This window comes from Acinetobacter sp. TW_SC_4 (assembly GCF_054861205.1).
The window spans coordinates 1,973,691-1,988,504 of the sequence record NZ_CM142174.1 but is presented as its reverse complement, the minus strand read 5'-3'; the positions used below and the strand labels follow the sequence as shown (position 1 = coordinate 1,988,504).

Genomic DNA, 14,814 nt, shown 5'->3' with positions numbered 1-14,814 from the left:
ATAATCCCGATTTTTGTCGACAGCTTGGCGTATCTACTTATCTAAATACTCATATTGCTGTGGCATACTTTATTGATGATCGCTACTTTGAACACTATGGTTTGCAACCAGAGAAATTGATTAATTTTTCAGATATTTATTCCCAACTGCTACATGACTTTTATGAGTTTTCAGGCTATCAACCAGATCAACTATGATCTGGTTGCAACGGCGGACATAGAAGCAGTAAAAGCAGGAGGCAATAGCGAAAGATACCGAGTGATTTAGCATTTTTTTGAGATATCAGCTCAATTTTAAATGAATTACTTAAACTGCTGTTGATACCGCAAGATTGAAGTTTAAAGGGCAGTCGTTCCATCAGCTTTTCCTCAGAGATTTCAGAAGATATTGCAATCTGCCAATATTTTTCTGGAAATAAACAATAAATCCCTCTCAAAAATCGCTTAGCTAGTCTTAAATCAGCACTATTAAAGATTAATCCAGCGTGTGAAATATTCGCTTTCGTCTCAAAAATATGTATCGCATCTAAGATATTTGCATCATCACGTCTTAATTCATTGAGCTGTTTAAAAAAATACTCTAAGACATATTTTTCTTCAGCTGTTTCAATGTGCGGAAGTATGCGCTCTGATTTATCTGCATCAATGATGAAACGCGCACGATTTTTACGATTTTTGAGTTGTTTGAGCCTGATTATATTCCGTTGCCAAAGCATTAGAGTCTCAATTGGAAAATCATATTGTTGTGAAAGCAGTTGCGGTGTGTATGCTTGATCTAATTTTTTGAGGATCTTGCAGATCAGAGGGAATGGATAACTAGATTTACTGGTTCCATAAATGAAATTGTTGTCCTCTGCTTGGACTACATCAGCTTTGATCTTAGATGTGTTGATGTATTCATCAGGCATTGTTATAGATTTAACTTTTAATGTTTGTGCTATTTGTTCATCGTAATAACTCAGCGCTATTTGATGCTGTTTTGGCACCTTTAAGACCGGACAGATCTTCTGAATAACAGTTCGATCCAAACATGGGTCAAATTTTCTTAACTGATAACCGGCCATTAGGTAAGCAAGGTGTAGATAGCTCCTAAATGTTTCAGTTGGGTCTATGTGACCTAATAAATGCGCAAGTAGATACCAAGAATTTTGAGATGTGCTAGAACGTAAGAGCTGACTACGAATCAAGTTGTAATGCTCATGTGAATAGTCAGTGAAGATGCTTACAGACTCATAGTCCATGGTCAAAATCATGGCTAAATTGTTCGTCGCACTATGTCGCAGCGAGTGAAAGCTATAGCAATGATTTGGCAAAATAGCATCAAGTAACTTTTGAAAAGGCGTGGTGACCAAGTAGGGTTTGATACGTCCCGCACTATTCCAAAGAGTAAATAGGTAGTCATTGGATGAATAAGCGCTACGGCGTGCCTTGCAGTATTGCTGAAATTTAAGATGTTCTTCTTCGCTTAGTAAAATTTGAACGTTGAGATTACGCTCAGCACTATCCGTTTTAAGAAAATGCTGTTGATGCTTCGCACGATATGGACGTATCCAAATTGAACTCGCTTTGACACCTTCCACATCCTTGATTCGCATACCGAGGATTTCATTAATGCGCATGCCCGTACGAAAAGCTATCGTATATACGATACTCAGCATTTCTAAATCATGTGCGGTGTAGCTGGAATGTTTATATTGACTAAGCTGGCTGAGTAGATATTGAAAAGTTTTTCCTGAGATAATTTCAGCTTTGGGTGAATGAACACGTAGTCCCGCACCGCTCAAAGGGAACGATTCAGCATTAAATAGCATCTGTTGGAATTGATGGAATCGTTTTAGGAGATCGAATTTTTGTGATCTAGATTTGCCTACCCCAGTTAACATACGGCTATAAATCGTTTTTAAATGATCGTTGAGATCAGGTTCTTCTATAAAATCATTACTGTGTAGCAACCATGTTTCAGCAAGTTTTGTGTAGTAGCTATATATTGAGCTATGACGAATTTTTTGCTGTTGAGCGACATAGCGTAAATACTTATTTTGATCGAGCTGATAAAGCCTACAGATAGATTGCATATCATCTATGGCAGGATGAAACAGGCTGTATAACCACAGCCCCAATCTTTTTGCATTTTCGGGAAAATGGTCATGCTGGCTGAGTAAGAAGTTTCGTAGCTCCACTGTGATCTGATCACTATTTCTAAAAAATTTTAAAATTTGTTTATGCAATCCAATCAATGAATCTAGAGAATGATCTTTGCAGGATTGTTCTTCTTTTTCTAATGGATTTATTATTTTAGGCGGAAGTTCTTCAGCTTTTTGTGAATCGAAAATAGCTAAATGAGGCGTGATATAACGTTTAAACGCACTTAGACTTAAACCACAAGTCTCAATCTCTTCTGATAAGCAAAGACTTAGCGCAGGACTTAAATCAACCTTGTCTAGCTGCATCCATGAGTGACTTGAGGTTTGTAAGAGTTGATTAAATTGCTTTGGGCTTAACGGAAGTGCTAGTGCTTTAAAAATACAATTGATATACGTGTAACAATCAGATTGGATATCAATTTTTTGTGTTTTAAGTCTCACAATCCATAGCAGTGTTAACCGGTCTGGCACAAAATTTCTAGATTTTCTTAAGGGACATTTAGGGTCATATAAATCACCATACTGAGGTGATAGTGGTTCTAGAAAGATCAGTGGTAATTGTATTTTTGAGATCTGATAAATGGGATCTTGTTGTTTTAGATGATGTAATAACGCCTCTAAGCTAGAAAGGCTTGATATCCCACCATACAGAATTGCGCAGATCAGTATATTTCCAATGCTTTCATCGACAGTAAAGTCATCCGTCGTATACCAGTATCTTAAAAGTTTTTCTTTGATCAGTGAGATGGATTTAGATTGTTCTAGCCAAGTCTCATTGAAAAGCAATGGCGTGCGTTGAATAGAGACGAGATGTTGAGTAGGTAGTGGTAAGTCTGCATCATTTGTGTGATTGTATTGAATAATACGTTTACGGAACTGCTGATAAAACGTCTTTTTTAGAGCAAAACTATATTGATGTTGATCCAAGTGTTGGCTAACTTGCTCAAAGAGCGTGACTATACTTCCTGACCGCTGTGCTTGCTGTAATTGCTCGAACGACAGAAACTCATCGATGATCGCTTGAATTTGTATACGCTCTTTAATTTGCTTTTGGTCTCTACTATTAGCACGGCGTTCATGTGCATACTTTGTTTGTTTAGGCATGTTCGTACACTCCATCAATACTGTAAAAGCTCTGCATTTCATTGAGATGAGCTGCGAGGGTTCTATATTGTCGAAGGGACAGACTTGAGAATTTTTGCCCCATTTCTTGTTGGTTTTGTTCATGTCCCATCAGGGCTAGAATGAACTGTTCATCAACTTTCGAAGTTAGATATGCACGAGCTGTATGCCTAAGCCAATTTGCGTGGTTGAGCTCCATAACATGAGTAAATGAGCTTATAAGACGCGGACTAAGCTCTTGCCACTCTCCCTGCTGATAAACACTCAGCAGTGGCTTTTTACTGCTTAAAATTTCTTGAATGTGTGATTGATGCTCTGGATGCAGTTGTTTGAATTCTTTTAAATAGCCAATAAACTGACGGACTTCTTGAACAGCAAAATCACATAACGGGATTAAGCGACCATCATCCATTCTTGAGTGAATTTCTTTATCCGAGACCCAAAGCCATTGCTGTTTTAAATCGAAGTTTCGTAAGAACCCTGGGAATCCAATTACAGGTCGAGCGGCAGTGAATAGCAATAAAATATGCCAAAGCCAAATGTTGTAGTGATTGAACATCTCCAGCATTTGGCTACTGTGTCGGGCTTGAATGATCTGATGTTGTAGGTAGGCAAATATAGCCGTTACTGTTGCAGGCTTGGGAGCTTTACAACTACCAAATCTAAGCTCGGGATCGGAAGTAAGATGAATTTTTTTTGCTAAATCACGAGATAACTGTTCTACCGTGCTTTGGTAATTCTGTTGCAGGCGGTATACCGGATACGAGCAATATGAAATAGACACCGATCGATTGGCATCTATGCCAGTAAGTATGTCAGCGAGTTGCTCGTTATTGGTATGTCTATAAATACAATGATGTAGTAACACACTTATTTTTTTGGTTGATAACGATGGTATAAACAGTTCGTGACGGCATTTTTTTAATGCTTGATTGACTTGTTCTTGGCTTACAATTGGAGCCTGTTTTAGACTATCTACGAGCTCTTTAATCAGTGGTAAATCGAAATAGGTCACTTGATTGAGTAATTGATCTTTGTATTCAAAGTCAGCGCTTTCAAATAGCGTGAACTTGGAACGTAGAAAATATTGATCGTTTTCTAAAATGATCTTCTGTTGTTTATTCAGTGCATAGCGCTGTTTGGACTGTAGATATAACCATTGCTCAACAGGAACACCGCTCAAGAAACTGAGTAAGATAAAAAGATACGCTTTATTTTTTTCTGGATGACTCAGATAGACTTGGTAGCAATGATCTACCAATACACGTAAGCTATTGAAATCTGGATAATGCTTACTACAGCTAAAATTATGTTGTTGTCTAATGATGTGCTGTTGTGTCAGTTTACTCACTTGATGTTGCAAATAACCAGATTGAGTGGCTAAAGGCGATACCTGTGCTGTATTAAGTGAGTATTGCTGATTTGGCTGTTCATCCTGTAGCTCCTCGTAAAATAGAGCAGGATGCTGTTTCTGAGGCATGTCGTATGGACAGTATAAAATGGTGTTGTGTTCATCCAAATAAATCGGCTCATCCATGTGTTTGGGTGGTGCCAAGTAATTTTTCTTTGGTTTAAGTGTTAAGACATAATCATAAAAACGCCTTATATCTAGAATGAGTAAATATTGAAAGCGATTAAGTTGGGGATTAGCTTCTAAACGGCGTAAATATTCAATGAAGTCAGCTAATTGTATTTCATCGCTAGGCAGTTGCTCCCATATCCATAAATATTCAAGCTGATACTTACTCAGCTTTTTTCCTTGTTGTGATGCGGCATAAGCTTCATTTGCTAATCTAAATCGATCAAACACTCTAATAATGGTAGTTTGGTGATCTTTTTCAGTTGGATTCGGAATCGCTTTAAGAATACATGCTGCATGTAGATTATTCACAGCCCATCTTTGTATGACAGCATATTCATGCTGATCAACTGAATAGAGATAGGCACAGATCGGATGTTTAGCAACACTTGAGGGCAGAGGTAGTTTTGTTGGGAGCTCAAACCGAGAGTCTGCATCGAAGCTGATAGTTGTATTGAATAAGGATTTTAGCTCAGGGATTGAGACAGCTGGTTTTAAGTGCTGTGCGATAGCATTCTGATAGCTTTGATCAAACAATTCATGATCTAGCATTCGTTCAATGATGTTTTTAATTTGCATGGTCTAAATTCCAGAAATGCGATGCGGAAGGTTGTACGTTTGTGAGTGCTTTACATTTATTTTTGAGTGCTTGAATTCGTAGATCGTGAGCGCCGTTGATTTGCTTCTGCCGATAAAGCAGTTGATTACGACTGCAGTCGATTAACTTAGCGAGTAAGTCTAGAGAAAGACTGCATCTGGGCTTGTCATAAAGCTTTCGATTCACATCGTAAATTGCTTGTTTGGAAAGCGCCTGATTTAAGTTCTGAAGGAGCTGGTGAGGGTGAAGCGCTTGAGGATTGATCTTGAGCTCAGTCATCAACTTAAAGAGTGCGTTGCTGAGTTGATATTGAGCCTGCATGAGGTCTATATCAGCTTCTAGAATGGGATGAGCTTTAACTCGAATATTTTGTTGTTGTGCCATATAAACCAGCAGAAAGTTATCTGTTGCGAATAACTCAGCTTGAGTAAGCTTAGTAGTAGACACTAGGCTTAGGTCATGTTGAAAGTGCGTTGGCAGTTGCGAGGCATTTAAAATCTGAGCGTAGCTTTGGTAAATTTTAAATAGAGGCGGATAAGGACGGATCATGCCTCCCTCGCAATAAAACGGTCTTTTACTGGCTAGCTGAGAATTTACTTTCGTCGGCTTCATTTATTCGCCCTCCTGATGTTTTAACTTAGATCACGGAGTGCAAAAAAATTTTTATTTTTTTCAAAAGATCAAGAAAGTGGTTATAAATGTGGGCGGTTTTTGATGAATTTGAGAGATTAAAAGTGGATGAAAAATAGGGTGTATTTGGAATTTTTATTTCAAGTTATTGATTTTATTTGATGTGAATGTGACTGGTTTCATCGTGTTTTGTATTTTATATAAATGGAGCTTAAGGGTGATCTTTTCGTTTAGCGCACGTGTTAAAAAAGCTCTGCACAAAAAAGTGCTCGATTCGGCTAAAGCAAAATGACGTCGGTAGGTACAAGAAAGTGAGCCTATTTTGCATATAAAGTCACTTAAGTACATAAAATGGTATCTATCTATACGGTTATTTTTTATTGTAATGGCTTAAAAGTTATATACGTTTGAATTTGAAAGAGTGACAAGCATGAATAATTACTCAAAAAATGATAGCTCAGAATACATTGCATCTGTTTTCGGAGAGAGATTAAAGCGTTTACGGCTAAATAAAGACATGACACAAGTAGAAGTTGCTGAGAAAGCTTGGGTCAAAAGGCGTACTGTTTTAAATGCAGAAAAAGGCGATGTTCGCTTATCGGACTTAATCGCTATTCTAAGAGCTTTAGATATGTTGGGGAATTTAGACGTCTTAATTCCAGAAGTCCCATATTCTCCAATACAGTTGTTGAAACTGCAGGGCAAGGTGAGAAAAAAAGCCTCTGGTAAAAATAAAAAGGCTAAGCCAAGCATTCAATTGGCTGAACCGGATTGGTAAAATACCGCTCCGTGTATCAGCGCGGAGTTAATCCAACAATCTAAAATCTTGAAGAAGCGCTTTTATTTACAGCGATTCATATAATAAATAATATTCTTTTGTACAGTCTTTCCCTAGCAAATTGCTTTGTAAATCAGGCACAATCAACCGTATAAATTTCAAATTTTTAAAGCCTGAGGGCGAGCGGTATTTTTGCGCATGACAAACAATAATTTTTCACAAGTAGCAGCCTTTATTTGGACAGTAGCCGATTTACTACGTGGTGATTTCAAACAATCTCAATACGGTCGTGTAATCCTGCCATTTACGTTACTACGCCGTTTGGAATGCGTATTAGCCCCGAATAAAGCTGATGTGTTGGTAGCTTATGAAAAAGTAAAAACAATGCCACTGCCTGAAGAAGCCAAAGAAAAGATGATTCTTAAGGTAGCATCAGAACAGAAGTTTTTTAATACCTCTGAACTTGATTTAGCAAGTCTTGGGCAAAAAGACATTCGTGCCAACCTCAGCAGTTATATTCAAAGCTTCTCTAAAGATGCCCGTGAGATCTTTGAGCACTTTAAGTTTGATGAGTTCATTGGCTTACTCGACGATGCCAACCTACTGTATAAAGTTGTGCAAAAATTTGGGACGACTGACCTCAGTTATAAAGCCGTATCCAATCATGAAATGGGCTTGGTCTTTGAAGAGCTCATCCGCCGCTTTGCAGAAAGCTCGAATGAAACCGCAGGGGAACACTTTACCCCACGTGATATCGTGCGTTTAACCACAGGTTTAGTTTTTGGTGAAGATGATGATCTATTAAACCAAGAAGGCATTATCCGTACTGTGTACGATCCAACGGCGGGTACGGGTGGCTTTTTATCGTCAGGTGCTGAATATGTCCGTGAGCATAACCCTGATGCGGTCATCAAAGTCTATGGTCAAGAGTTAAATCCAGAGTCATACGCCATCTGTAAAGCCGACATGCTAATTAAAGGTCAGGACGTACAGAACATTAAGCTGGGTAATACACTGTCGAATGACCAACTGAGCACAGATAAATTTGACTATATGCTCTCCAATCCGCCTTTTGGTGTGGATTGGAAGAAGATCGAACAAGACATTAAAGACGAGCATGAGCAAAAAGGCTTTGATGGGCGTTTTGGTGCAGGCTTACCACGTGTGTCAGATGGTTCACTCTTATTCCTGATGCACCTCATTAGTAAGATGCGTGATAAAGATGACAATGGTCAAGGTAGCCGTATCGGGATTATCTTAAATGGTTCACCGTTGTTTACAGGGAGTGCAGGCAGTGGTGAGAGTGAAATCCGTCGTTATATCTTGGAAGCCGATTTGTTAGAGGCGATTGTCGCGCTTCCTACCGATATGTTCTATAACACGGGCATTGCCACGTATGTGTGGTTACTCAGCAATAAGAAAGAAGCGAAACGTAAAGGCAAAGTCCAACTGATTGATGGTAGTCAGCTATACGGCAAAATGCGTAAATCACTTGGCTCTAAGCGTAACGAAATGAGCGAAGACGACATTAAAATGATTACGCAAAGTTTTGGTGACTTTGAAGTGATGGATGCACGTGAATTAGATAAACCTGCTGAGGTGAAGTCGAATCGTGGTCGTCAGTCGGCTAGCCCTAAAACTGAATCGGCTAAAACCTTTGCCAGTAAGATTTTTAACAGTTATGAGTTCGGCTACCGCCGTGTGACCATTGAGCGTCCGTTACGTTTATCGGCACAGTTGTCTAATGAGCGTATAGAAAGCCTACGTTTTGCGCCTAAGCCGTTTAATGCTGTGATGCAAACCTTGTATAGCCAATATGCAGAAACGTGGACGGCAGATAGCTACGGCGATTTAACCGAGTATGAAGCGGAAATTCGTGCACTGATTAAAGCTGAATTTAGCGAACTGAAAGAAAAAGACATTAAGATCATTTTAGAGCCAAAGCTTTGGTTAGAACAACGTGCTTTATTAACCAAAGCGAAGAGCCTACAAGCGAAGATTGGCACGGCGCAATTTGACGACTTTAATGCCTTTGATGATGTACTCAAAACAGCCTTAAAAGATGCCTCAGTCAAGCTAGAAACCAAAGAGAAAAAACAGTTCCTAGATGCGATCACTTGGAAAAATGCCGAAGCTGAACCTGTCATCAATAAGATTGTAAAAACCAAAGCCAATCCTTTATATGGTCAGTTTGAGTATGGCGGTAAAGTGGTTGAGTTTTTGCAAGATGGTGATTTACGTGATGCGGAAAATATTGCCCTTGACCCAAGTCAAACAACGACTGATTTAATTGAATCTTATTTTAAGCGTGAAGTTCAACCGCATGTGGCAGATGCGTGGATCAATGCCGATAAGCGTGATACACAAGATGGTGAAATTGGTATTGTGGGTTATGAGATTCCGTTTAACCGTCATTTTTATGTGTATGAACCGCCACGTGATTTAAGCGAGATTGATGCGGATTTGGATGCGGTCAGCCGTGAGATTATGCAGCTTCTTCAAGAGGTGCATTCGTAATGGTGAATGCAGTGGCAAAGTATCAGAAATATGCTGAATATAAAGATTCAGGGGTTGAGTGGTTGGAAGAAGTACCACAAGAATGGGACGTAATTAAGATAAAACATCTTAGTTCTGTTAAGCGTGGTGCTAGTCCTCGTCCAATTGATGACCCAAAATATTTTGATGATAATGGTGAGTATGCTTGGGTTCGCATTGCAGATGTATCTGCTTCAGATACGTATCTTGTAAATACAACTCAAACAATGTCCAAGCTAGGTAGTTCATTAAGTGTAAAATTAGAACCTAATGAACTATTTCTAAGTATTGCAGGTACTGTTGGTAAACCATGTATTAATAAAATTAAAGCATGTATTCACGATGGTTTTGTTTATTTCCCTGATTTAAAAATCCCTAATAAATTTCTATTTTATGTATTTGCTGGGGAGCAAGCCTATAAAGGGCTCGGAAAGATGGGGACGCAATTAAATTTAAACACTGATACGGTTGGTGATATTAAAGTTGCATTACCTCAAGCATTTGAAAATATTCAAAAAATTGTAGACTTCCTCGACCATGAAACCGCAAAAATTGACAGCCTCATTGAAAAGCAACAAAAGCTGATTGAACTGCTTAAAGAAAAACGCCAAGCCGTGATTAGTCATGCGGTGACCAAAGGATTAAATCCTGATGTGCCGATGAAGGATTCAGGTGTGGAATGGTTAGGGCAAGTACCTGAGCATTGGGAGCTAGTTCCACTAAAACATTTATGTACGTTTAGCGGTGGAGGAACTCCAACGAAAGACAATTTAAGTTATTGGACAGACGGAACTATTCCTTGGGTTTCACCAAAGGATATGAAAACTTTTTGGCTAAATGAAACTCAAGATTACATTACTGAAAAGGCAGTCAAAGAGTCATCAACCAATATGGTTGAGCCACATAGTTTATTGATGGTCGTGCGTTCGGGAATTTTACAAAGGACTATTCCTATTGCCATTAATACAGTTCCTGTAACAATGAATCAGGATATGAAAGCCCTAAAATTTAGTAAAAGAGTAATTGTTGAGTATATAGCTGATTTGATACATGGAAACACTGCACAATTACTGTTGGAATGGTCTAAGGATGGGGCGACTGTTGAAAGTATTGAACACGAATATTTAGCTAATAGTGTAATGCCAGTGCCTCCTTTGGATGAACAAGAGGCTATTGTTGAGATGATTGCTCGCAAAATGCAGGTTTATAAAGATTTAACCTCTAAGGCAGAAGCACAAATTATTCTTTTACAAGAACGCCGTACAGCTTTAATTTCATCTGCTGTGACAGGCAAAATCGACGTGCGCAATTGGCAAAATCCAAACCATAACAATAACGAGGCACAAATGGAGTTGAGCCAATGACCATAGATTCCATCGCTACACAATCATCTCTAAACGGTTTTGTGGCAGGAACTTTAATTCGAGTGCCAAGAGATAACACATTACCGCACACGATATGGAAAGCCATTGAAGACATTCAAATAGGCGATATGGTGTTAGCTCGCTCAGAACATGACACTACGGCGGAACACTTTGTACCAGTGAAGCATATTCATTTGCAAGCATCACAAGCACTGTGGGTGATGAAAGTATTAGAGCTCATCGAAGACTTTAGCAATAACCCAACCATGCCGAGCGATATCATGACTACGCCATCGCAAGCCTTTTGGACGTGCGGAAGTGCGTCCATGAGTGGTGAGTTAGAAAGCTTGGAAATGACGCACGGTCAATGGAGATCACTTCACCAATTAGAAAATGGCGACGTGATTCAGTCGAATAACAAGTTTTTTGTCGTGCTCTATACCGCGCCATTATATCAAACCGAACAGCCATACCTTGCATGGGCATTAGAGCCACAAGGTGATGGCTACGGTCTTGCTTATGATCTTCAAAATATCAAAGAAACAGGCAGGATTACAGCTCAACCTATGTACCATCCTGATATAGAGAATACCGCTGAGGGTCAGGCGCAGTACACGCCATATTTGGCGGAAGTTTATGCCTTATCGTTAGAGAATGGGCATCACTATTTCGCAGGGACACGATCCTTTTGGGTACAGCAAATGAATGGGCTTTTCTGAAGATTGGCACATCGATTAAATATATAGACTTAAAGATAAAGAAATTCGAGTTTGAGGGGACGAGGGAAATATGAGAACGGATGTAACGTTAGAAACTGAATTTCAAAAAAATATCATTGCCCAAATGCAGGCGCAGGGTTGGCAACTAGGTTCAGGCAAAGACTATCACCGTGAACATGCCTTGTATGAAGCAGACCTACTGGCGTTTGTACAAAGTACCCAAGAAGCACAGTGGAATAAGTTTAAAGGCATCTTCCCTAATGACACCGAACGCCATTTTTTAGAGGCTGTATTGGCGCAACTAAAAAAAGCCGATATCAATGCCACCGATGCCGATTCACGCCGTTTTGGTACATTGGGCGTATTACGTCATGGACTGCGTACACGTGGCTGTCGTTTTTCATTTTGCCAGTTCAAACCTGAACATGGCTTAAACCCTGAGCTGAATGAAAACTACAAAAAGAACATTTTTCGTTTAGTGCCAGAACTGGTGTATAGCCCGTATGCCAATAAACAAGAATTAGAAAGTACAGGTAAGCAAGCCAAAAAATGGCGTATAGACTTGGTATTGTTTATCAATGGCTTTCCTGTCGCCACCATGGAACTGAAGTCAGAGTTTAAACAAGCGGTACACCAGGCCATGAGTCAATACCGTAAAACTCGCTTACCGAAAGATCCAGAAACCAATAAGCCTGAACCTTTGCTGACCTTTAAACGTGGTGCATTAGTGCATTTTGCCGTGAGTCAGTATGAAGTCTATATGACTACACATTTGAATGGTGACAGTACCTATTTCCTACCGTTTAACCAAGGCACAAAAGAACAAGGGGCAGGCAATGATGTTCCTGAAGATCCAAACCAATATGCCACGGCGTACCTATGGAGTGAAGTCTTAACGCCTGAGAATCTACTCAATATCATTGGTAACTTTATTCATCTACAAATTGATGAAAAAGAAGATTGGGAAGGCAAGAAGTACAAAAAAGAAAGCCTGATTTTCCCACGTTACCATCAGTGGAATGTGGTCACCAAACTGATTAACGCCGCCTTGGAAGAAGGGACAGGACAAAAGTATCTTATTCAGCACAGTGCGGGTTCGGGTAAATCCAACTCGATTGCATGGACAGCGCATCAGCTTTCGACCTTATACGATAACAATAATAAAAAGATGTTTGATTCGGTGATTGTGGTGACGGATCGAACTATCTTAGATGCGCAGCTTCAAGATACGATTTATCAGTTTGAACATGCCGATGGTGTGGTTGGACGGATTAACAATAAAGAAGGCGAAGGCTCAAAATCAGAGAAATTGGCAAAAGCCTTGGAAATGGCGCAACCGATTATTATTGTCACCATTCAGACTTTCCCATTTGTCCTACGTGCCATTGAAAACAGCGCCAATCTAAAACAGCGTAAATATGCCGTGATTGCCGATGAAGCACATTCATCGCAAAGTGGTTCTACGGCGCGTCAATTGAAAGAAACCTTGATGTTAGAAGAGCGTCAAGATGAAGATGAATTGTCTTCTGAGGATATCTTAGATGCGGTAATGGCATCACGTAAGGGCAGTGAGAATTTAAGCTTCTATGCCTTTACCGCAACGCCTAAAGATAAAACTTTACAATTGTTTGGGCGTGTGCCTGATCCAAGTATGCCACCGTCTAAGACCAATAAGCCAGAGGCTTATCATGTCTATTCGATGCGTCAGGCGATTGAGGAGGGCTTTATTTTGGATGTACTGAAAAACTACACCAACTATAAAGTGATCTATAAGCTCAAACAGAAGATCGAAGAAAAAGACGATACTGTTGATGCCAAGAAAGCCAAGATCAAGCTCAATCAATGGGTACGCTTGCACGATCATAATATCTCGCAAAAGGTACGCATCATCATTGAACATTTTAAAGCCAATGTGATGGGGTTGCTCGGTGGACAAGCCAAGGCTATGGTCGTCACCAGTTCACGTAAAGAGGCTGTGCGTTATAAGCAAGCCTTTGATAAATATGTGGCAGAGCAGAAGTACGCCAATATCCAAGCCATGGTGGCATTTTCGGGTGAGGTTGAGTTTAACGAGAACGACACGGATAGCACTCATTTGATCGGTCAGAAGTTCACTGAAAGTAATATGAATCCAAACCTCAAAGGCCGTGAAATGCGTAAAGCCTTTGACAGTGATGATTACCAAGTGATGATTGTGGCGAATAAGTATCAGACGGGCTTTGACCAACCGAAACTGTGTGCCATGTACGTCGATAAAAAGCTCGGTGGTGTGGAGTGCGTACAAACACTATCACGCTTAAACCGTACTTATCCTGCTAAAGCGGAGTCAGGCACGTTTGTCTTAGATTTCTTTAATGAGCCACAAGATATCTTGGATGCCTTCCAACCATACTACCAAACGGCAGAACTTGCGGATGTGTCCAATCCTGATCAAGTGTATGACTTGTTTGAAAAGTTAAAAGCAACAGGAGTTTTTACATGGGCTGAGGTAGAGCAGTTTGTAGAGGCTTTCTATGCCAAAAACAAATCTGCGGCTGCCGTGGCAAATATCTGTAAGCCAGCCATGCAACGCTGGCAACTCCGCTACAACAGCGCCGTTGCAGATTATGAGGTGACTAAACAGCGTTTAGAGATTACCAAGCGAATCAATGAACCTGTATTGATTGCCAATGCAGAAAAAGAGTTTGCTGAAGCCAAGAAAGAACGTGAAGTCTTAGAAATCTTTAAAAAGGATTTGGGCAGTTTTACACGTTTCTATGAGTTTATTTCTCAGATCGTTGCCTTTAATGACAAGGACCTTGAAAAGCTGAGTTTGTTCGCACGTAATTTAAGACCATTACTGCGTGAGCAAGCCATGCAAGATGATGAGGTTGATTTAAGTAATGTGACTATGACCCATTACCGTCTATCGAAGCTGCGTCAGCAGGATATTCAGCTACAAGCTAATAGCACAGAGCATAAGATTGAGCCGGGCAATGATATTGGGACGGCGAAGGCAAAAGAGAAGAAAGAGGATTTCTTGTCTGTCATTTTGAATCGTGTGAATGACTTGTTTGTGACGGATAACCTGACCGATAAGGACATGATCAACTATGTGCATACCGTAGTAGATAAGATGTCTGAGAATACACGTATTGAAAAACAGATTCGTAACAACACACGTGAACAAGCGATGCTGGGTGAGTTTGATACGGCGCTTTATGATGCCGTACTAGATAGCCATGAAGCCAATACAGAGCAAACCAATCAGTTACTCAGCGATCCTGCCAAGATGAGGCAGTTTGCACATATTGTTTATGATGTGTTTGTGAGTCAGCAGAATAAATCGGTTTAAGAATAAATATTG

8 protein-coding genes are annotated in these 14,814 nt (G+C 39.9%); 5 read left to right on the top strand and 3 right to left on the bottom strand.

Annotation, left to right across the window (positions count from 1 at the left end):
• Positions 1-187: 187 nt before the first annotated feature.
• The 3 genes from ACWM1W_RS09460 to ACWM1W_RS09450 are packed head-to-tail and all read right to left on the bottom strand — an operon-like array spanning position 188 to position 6,054.
• Positions 188-3,247: a tyrosine-type recombinase/integrase gene (locus ACWM1W_RS09460; RefSeq protein WP_375725537.1), complete on the bottom strand. Its 3,060-nt coding sequence runs from the start codon at positions 3,245-3,247 to the stop codon at positions 188-190.
• Positions 3,240-5,423: a hypothetical protein gene (locus ACWM1W_RS09455; protein WP_375725538.1), complete on the bottom strand. Its 2,184-nt coding sequence runs from the start codon at positions 5,421-5,423 to the stop codon at positions 3,240-3,242. Before ACWM1W_RS09455 ends, ACWM1W_RS09460 begins: the two co-directional genes overlap by 8 nt.
• Positions 5,413-6,054 (bottom strand): hypothetical protein, encoded by a 642-nt coding sequence (locus ACWM1W_RS09450; protein ID WP_375725539.1) that lies wholly within the window; start codon positions 6,052-6,054, stop codon positions 5,413-5,415. The genes ACWM1W_RS09455 and ACWM1W_RS09450 overlap by 11 nt, the downstream gene beginning before the upstream one ends.
• Positions 6,055-6,502: 448 nt before the next feature.
• On the opposite strand from ACWM1W_RS09450, the gene ACWM1W_RS09445 reads away from it, so the two are divergent.
• From ACWM1W_RS09445 to ACWM1W_RS09425, 5 genes are all read left to right on the top strand, one after another.
• Positions 6,503-6,850 carry a helix-turn-helix transcriptional regulator gene (locus ACWM1W_RS09445; protein WP_375725540.1) on the top strand — a complete coding sequence of 116 codons (348 nt, stop codon included), beginning with the start codon at positions 6,503-6,505 and terminating at the stop codon, positions 6,848-6,850.
• A gap of 198 nt (positions 6,851-7,048) precedes the next feature.
• Positions 7,049-9,367: a type I restriction-modification system subunit M gene (locus ACWM1W_RS09440; RefSeq protein ID WP_375725541.1), complete on the top strand. Its 2,319-nt coding sequence runs from the start codon at positions 7,049-7,051 to the stop codon at positions 9,365-9,367.
• Positions 9,367-10,749, top strand: coding sequence for a restriction endonuclease subunit S (locus tag ACWM1W_RS09435; RefSeq protein ID WP_375725542.1), 1,383 nt, complete (start codon positions 9,367-9,369; stop codon positions 10,747-10,749). The genes ACWM1W_RS09440 and ACWM1W_RS09435 overlap by 1 nt, the downstream gene beginning before the upstream one ends.
• Positions 10,746-11,468 (top strand): Hint domain-containing protein, encoded by a 723-nt coding sequence (locus ACWM1W_RS09430; RefSeq protein WP_375725543.1) that lies wholly within the window; start codon positions 10,746-10,748, stop codon positions 11,466-11,468. Before ACWM1W_RS09435 ends, ACWM1W_RS09430 begins: the two co-directional genes overlap by 4 nt.
• A gap of 70 nt (positions 11,469-11,538) precedes the next feature.
• Positions 11,539-14,802: a type I restriction endonuclease subunit R gene (locus ACWM1W_RS09425; RefSeq protein WP_375725544.1), complete on the top strand. Its 3,264-nt coding sequence runs from the start codon at positions 11,539-11,541 to the stop codon at positions 14,800-14,802.
• The last annotated feature ends 12 nt before the right edge of the window (positions 14,803-14,814 follow it).

Excerpts from the sequence above, each read along its gene's own strand:
- ACWM1W_RS09435 (WP_375725542.1), top strand. The coding sequence starts at position 9,367 with ATGGTGAATGCAGTGGCAAAGTATCAGAAATATGCTGAATATAAAGAT.
- ACWM1W_RS09430 (WP_375725543.1), top strand. The coding sequence starts at position 10,746 with ATGACCATAGATTCCATCGCTACACAATCATCTCTAAACGGTTTTGTG.
- ACWM1W_RS09445 (WP_375725540.1), top strand. The coding sequence starts at position 6,503 with ATGAATAATTACTCAAAAAATGATAGCTCAGAATACATTGCATCTGTT.
- ACWM1W_RS09460 (WP_375725537.1), bottom strand. The coding sequence starts at position 3,247 with ATGCCTAAACAAACAAAGTATGCACATGAACGCCGTGCTAATAGTAGA.
- ACWM1W_RS09450 (WP_375725539.1), bottom strand. The coding sequence starts at position 6,054 with ATGAAGCCGACGAAAGTAAATTCTCAGCTAGCCAGTAAAAGACCGTTT.
- ACWM1W_RS09440 (WP_375725541.1), top strand. The coding sequence starts at position 7,049 with ATGACAAACAATAATTTTTCACAAGTAGCAGCCTTTATTTGGACAGTA.
- ACWM1W_RS09455 (WP_375725538.1), bottom strand. The coding sequence starts at position 5,423 with ATGCAAATTAAAAACATCATTGAACGAATGCTAGATCATGAATTGTTT.
- ACWM1W_RS09425 (WP_375725544.1), top strand. The coding sequence starts at position 11,539 with ATGAGAACGGATGTAACGTTAGAAACTGAATTTCAAAAAAATATCATT.